Source organism: Dolichospermum sp. LEGE 00246 (genome assembly GCF_015207865.1).
GTDB lineage: Bacteria > Cyanobacteriota > Cyanobacteriia > Cyanobacteriales > Nostocaceae > Dolichospermum > Dolichospermum heterosporum.
In genome coordinates, this window is the sequence record NZ_JADEWA010000401.1 from 1 (window position 1) to 5,073 (window position 5,073).

Below are 5,073 nucleotides of genomic sequence, written 5' to 3' on the forward strand. Positions count from 1 at the left end.
AAATAGGATAATTATGAGTGAATACCAGTATTATGAATTTCAAGCTTTAGATAGAATACTAACAAAAACTGAACAAAGTTACATTGAAAGTCTTTCTAGTCGAGTGGAATTATCACCAACAAAAGCAGCTTTCACTTATAGTTACGGTGACTTTCGGGGCAATCCCCAAGATTTGTTAGAAAAGTGTTTTGATGTCATGTTGTACATGGCTAACTGGGGAACTCGACAGCTTTTATTTCGGTTGCCGAAAAAACTGGTAGATGCTACTTTGATTAAGCAATATTGTGTAGATGATTGTATTTCGGTTTCTAATACTTCAAATTATCTAATTCTTGATATCAATATCAATGATGAAGAATATCAAGATTGGATAGAAGGTGAGGGTTGGCTGTCTAATTTAGCATCACTGAGAAATGAATTATTACAAGGTGATTGCCGGGTTTTATATTTGGCTTGGTTAAAAGCGAAAACTAGAGTCTGCGATGATTATGAGCTATCTGAAGATGAGTCAGATGTACTAGAACCACCTGTACCTGCCAATTTGCAAAAGTTGTCGGACTCGCTGCAAAGTTTTGTTGAGTTTTTTAAGGTTGATAATGATTTAATTACAGTAGCAGCAAAAGCTAGTAATTCTACACAGGCAGAATTTACATCTTTAGAAACATTAATTCCCACTTTACCAGAAGCAGAACGCAACGACTTTTTGGTTAAAGTCCTCAAGAATGAGCCATTAATTGGAGTTCAATTAGCAAAAAGATTGAAAGAATTATCTAAGAGTCAACTTACTTTAGTTCAAAGTAATGGTAATAGACGATTGCTTTTTCAACTAATAGCTAGTGCCAAGGATTGTAGCAAACTTCGCCAACAACAAGAGCTTAAAGCGGTAAAGGAGGCAAGAATTCGTGAATTGTTAGCACTAATTCCCAAGGAAGCCAAATTATGGGAGGAGGTTTTTAGATTAATTGCTTTCAAACAATCTAAATCCTATGATGATGCAATTGCACATTTGAGAAATCTACGCGATTTAGCTGAATATCAAGGAAAGCTAGAGCAGTTTAAGTTACGCGTTCAGGAAATGCAAACAGATTACAGCAATCGTCCTGGTTTACTCTCACGTTTACAAAAGGCAGGGTTATTAAGTCTTTAATTAACCAAGTTCTTGGGGAAAGGAGCTTTCTAGCGGGAGGAACAAGCCCTTTCCCCAAAAGCGCAAAGCAGAGCGGAACATGGGTACAAGCCTCGTCCTAGCAGGACTCTTAAACGGGAAGGTAGCGAGAACTTCGTGAGTGAATGGAACTAATCGCTGACATGGACTATCCTTCCCATCCTAGCTCTCTGAGCTTCATGGCGACGTGTTGTTTGAAACCCTCATGGTTTTCTATTCCCTCTTCTACCCATCTAAGCTTAAAATCACCACAGTCAGAGTAGTGTATAAGTTGAGTCATTCCTTGCAGTGATATAAGTTCATAACCCAGGATTTCTTTGGCGGCAGGTAATTTCCTCATCTTTCTTGGGTCTTTTTCCGACCAAATGATTTTTACTTCACGATCAAATGCTTTTTTTCTCCCTATCAAGTAAGGTCTGATGTCATCAGTATCCTTTACAAACTTAATCAGGTGAGTCAACTTACGATCTTGTGTGAGAAATGCCATATCTCCCTTTTTGATTTTGGGGTCACGGGCTGCTCCCTCGTTCCAAAACATCAACCTGAAAAACTCACCATCCTGCCTAGTGCAACCACCAGCAGCTTGAAACTCATTCTCGTCATAAGCCCAGCCTCCACCGTCCTGTCGTGCTATATTCTTGATCCACTTTAATTCTTCCAATACCATTTGTTTGTTCTCTTAAATAAAGTTACTGTCACGACGTTTTCACCATCTTTAAATTCACTTATTGAAACTATTGCAAGGAGTATGTCACAAAATGAGATTTATACAATGGCGAAAACTTCATGATACTAGCAAAAATCAGTCCTTATGATGTCTAAAGGATTTCAGCCCCAATTTTTGTGTAATTAATTTTGTCCAATTACTTAAAAAGCGTCATACCAACAGAGTTGGGGGGCAGAAAAAATTGGCGCACAAAATTTATCTCTGGGAAATTTGTGCGCCATGGCGCACAAAACAATCCGCAAAGAAAATTCACTCAATGACAAATTTTCGGAAACTGACGCAATAATCAGGGGTTTAGCGATCATGAGTTAGCTGAAAAGCCGACTGTATCAACTTCTTGATTTTATGGCGGTAAATAAGTATACATAAGAAAAGCAAAATGTATTGCGTTTTGTAAAATGCCTGAAACTCAATCAGAATATCGCATTCACATAACTTTACATACCGTTACATGACCTGAAATTTTTCGATCAATCTACTTACTAGCTATTACAAAAATCATCTAATCTCATCTCTTTCCAGATTTCAGAAACCTGCCATCCTGTTTTGCCAACAGAGTAAACTATGGGATTATCTCGGCAAGGAATGTAGTTAGGTTGTTGATTCTCTACATTGATTACTCTGCTTTCCTCAAGCACAGGTTCTGGAGTATTAATAATCTCGGTTTGGAGATTTTCTTCTTCCGACTCCATACTCTTGATTTTGTTGAGAATTAGCTTTTCAGATTTTTTAATTAGTTTCATAGTTTAGCCCTTGAAAGTTTTGAAAACAGCATATAAAAAATTGAGAATTTTAACATAGATTATGAGCTAGATTAGGGTAGTCTTTCAATCATCTTCAGAAAAATCCGCAAAAAGTTTTGATGAAGTTTAGTTATCCAAAATTACATTGGGAAAACTAGGATACAACATTTTTCTGGACAATAAAAGTGTTGTGCCGAAAATTTATGTAACTTTGACTCTGATGCTCAATTTATGCTTCAGAAACTAGTAACGCAAGACAGAACTCAAAAAGATTATCAGGTAAGCCTTCCGCACTAAAACGAATGGGGTATTTTTTTATTGGAAGTTCCTTATTCACGGGTCAGCAGTTCCAAGTTATGACCATTGGGGTCATAGAAGTAAAAACCTCGACCACCTTTTCTGTGATTAATTTCACCTTGATGTTGGTGCATAGGGTCGCTACTGTATTCCAAACCCATTTCCTTTACCCGTGCAAAGATAGCATCAAATTCTTGATCTGTAACATGAAAAGCATAGTGGTGTGACTCAAAATTTTCTCTATTATCAAAATCAAAGGTCAATTGATTGTTTAGACGCACGACAGCAAAGTGAGCAAGGGGAGGTTCTACCTTTAAACCAAAAATTTGGGCAAAGAACTGTGCAGATGCTTCTTTATCGTGTGCCGGTACTATGGTGTGATTAAGGGTAATTGTCATTTTACACCTCTGGTTGTAGAAAGTGATTAATTTCAGTATAAAAGTTGATAGTAACGATGTTTTGTGCTAGTCAATTTTTGAGACTTATTCTATCTTACAGTATGCCAAAATTCTTTGCTAGTTGACGTAAAATCAACCAAGTTATATAGCGAGTGATTTATAAATATCAAGACTGTAATCAACAAATTACTATTGATACAAATTCACCAATTTAACCAAGCTGGAAACAGCTTAATATCCCTGATGAATCCATTCACGACCGGCTTTTTCGGCAGCTTCTGGAGTGTAATAAAGTTTGCGTTCCCCAAACACTTCACCACCAGCACTAATTAACCGGAACTGCCAACAATCCGAGTCTGTGTAGAATACCAACAAGGTAACATTTTCGATAATAGTAACTAAATGAACTTGAGTTGACATGATATATAGTTTTAGTTGTCTACCGTAATCAAAACATATTTACTCAAAAACTATTGTTTCCTCCCGGTTTTCAGGAAAAATAAGAAAATGCCCAAAATTACAGAATGCGTTAGCACAATCTACCATCAGAACGACAATTAGCAACTTCAATATTATCCACCAGATAGATGAAAATTATGAATAATTTTGTCAAGTTAGAGTCAGAGCAGGTTATCTTCTGAAATTAGAAAAATGACTAACGCTATCAAACTTTAAGCGATGATTTAAAAATCAAGCTCTCAGCCATTTTTAGGATAAATTAGGTAAATCATTGACTTTATTGAGAATAAATAAACTTTCATCTCCCCCACGTCCAATTCTTAAAGTTTCATCTAAATAAGTGATATCAAGAGTGGCAATTCTCCCTTGAGGATTATTAGCCGCTACAACTTTAAAAGGATTTAGTTTAGGCGTATCAATACCTACAATTTTCTCAATCGCCAAATAACGTTTATCAAAATCAACATTGATGCGTTTGTCTGCTAAACCCGATGTATCTAGAGCAGGTTCAAAACTAGCTGTGACTTTCACATATCCTGATATGATTTTCAGAGGATGTTGCACTTGAGCCAAATTAAAAAATAGTTTATTGGCAATATTAATTACTTGATAAACTTTACCTATTTGTAAACCCAATGGTAGAGAGTCCAAAGAACGGATTTCTCTAGCTGTGGAGTATTGCAGTTGCCAAGCTCCTTCTAATAAAGCAGTAGCATTGAGAAGAGGTTGCGGATGAGGATTGAGACTTTCTAAATCTATTACTAACTGTTCAATTTCTGCAACTAAAGTTTTATCCAGCCTCAAATTAGTAACAGGAGAACCATCATCTTTAGTTTGAATCTTTTTGATTGTTGCTTGTAATTTTTCCTTCAAGATTTGATTATTCATGAGATGAAATAGTTATAGAATACTTAGAAGACTGTAACCTAAAAAGACGATACTTCCTACAGAACGCCGCAGACATCGCTGTGAATCTGTAATTATTTCCGTTCAAGAAGTGGATGAAACTTTGGCGTTGCTGAATCAGGGGATGAAATTTGATGTATTGAAATCTCAAACTCTGATTCTCTCCGCGTCTGAAGCGCCTCTGCGTGAAATAAATCATCCCGCATTTATGCAACCCCGAAACTTTATTTTCATGGAATGCGGACAACTTCAACAGTACAGCAACAAACTTGACAAGACATTGAGTTTATGTTTGATAGATTAATACAGAGTTAAAATCAATATAGAATGTTAGCAAGAATACTAACCAATAAAATAATAAGTTATAGACGCTAATAT

6 protein-coding genes are annotated in these 5,073 nt (G+C 36.3%); 1 reads left to right on the forward strand and 5 read right to left on the reverse strand.

All coding sequences use genetic code 11. The features are described from left to right. Nucleotides 1-1,147, forward strand: a 1,147-nt coding sequence (locus tag IQ228_RS20750; protein WP_228043987.1) for a hypothetical protein, incomplete at its 5' end; no start/stop codon positions are given. A 166-nt stretch (nucleotides 1,148-1,313) separates the two neighbouring features. Here the strand turns inward: IQ228_RS20750 and IQ228_RS20755 are convergent. The 5 genes from IQ228_RS20755 to IQ228_RS20775 form a co-directional block, all read right to left on the reverse strand. Next, entirely contained in the window at nucleotides 1,314-1,832 is a 519-nt protein-coding gene (locus tag IQ228_RS20755) for a hypothetical protein (protein ID WP_193964244.1), read from the reverse strand. 542 nt (nucleotides 1,833-2,374) lie between these two features. Continuing rightward, nucleotides 2,375-2,635, reverse strand: a complete 261-nt coding sequence (locus tag IQ228_RS20760; RefSeq protein WP_193964245.1) for a hypothetical protein — start codon at nucleotides 2,633-2,635, stop codon at nucleotides 2,375-2,377. Between the two features lie 329 nt (nucleotides 2,636-2,964). After that, on the reverse strand, nucleotides 2,965-3,330 hold the full coding sequence (locus tag IQ228_RS20765; protein ID WP_193964246.1) for a VOC family protein: 366 nt from the start codon (nucleotides 3,328-3,330) through the stop codon (nucleotides 2,965-2,967). A gap of 231 nt (nucleotides 3,331-3,561) precedes the next feature. Continuing rightward, entirely contained in the window at nucleotides 3,562-3,750 is a 189-nt protein-coding gene (locus tag IQ228_RS20770) for a hypothetical protein (protein WP_193964247.1), read from the reverse strand. Between the two features lie 288 nt (nucleotides 3,751-4,038). Further along, nucleotides 4,039-4,677, reverse strand: coding sequence for a PAP/fibrillin family protein (locus tag IQ228_RS20775; protein WP_193964248.1), 639 nt, complete (start codon nucleotides 4,675-4,677; stop codon nucleotides 4,039-4,041). Between the last annotated feature and the right edge of the window lie 396 nt (nucleotides 4,678-5,073).

Bases quoted from the DNA above. Each gene is read 5' to 3' on its own strand.
- IQ228_RS20755 (WP_193964244.1), bottom strand. From the start codon at position 1,832: ATGGTATTGGAAGAATTAAAGTGGATCAAGAATATAGCACGACAGGAC.
- IQ228_RS20760 (WP_193964245.1), bottom strand. From the start codon at position 2,635: ATGAAACTAATTAAAAAATCTGAAAAGCTAATTCTCAACAAAATCAAG.
- IQ228_RS20765 (WP_193964246.1), bottom strand. From the start codon at position 3,330: ATGACAATTACCCTTAATCACACCATAGTACCGGCACACGATAAAGAA.
- IQ228_RS20770 (WP_193964247.1), bottom strand. From the start codon at position 3,750: ATGTCAACTCAAGTTCATTTAGTTACTATTATCGAAAATGTTACCTTG.
- IQ228_RS20775 (WP_193964248.1), bottom strand. From the start codon at position 4,677: ATGAATAATCAAATCTTGAAGGAAAAATTACAAGCAACAATCAAAAAG.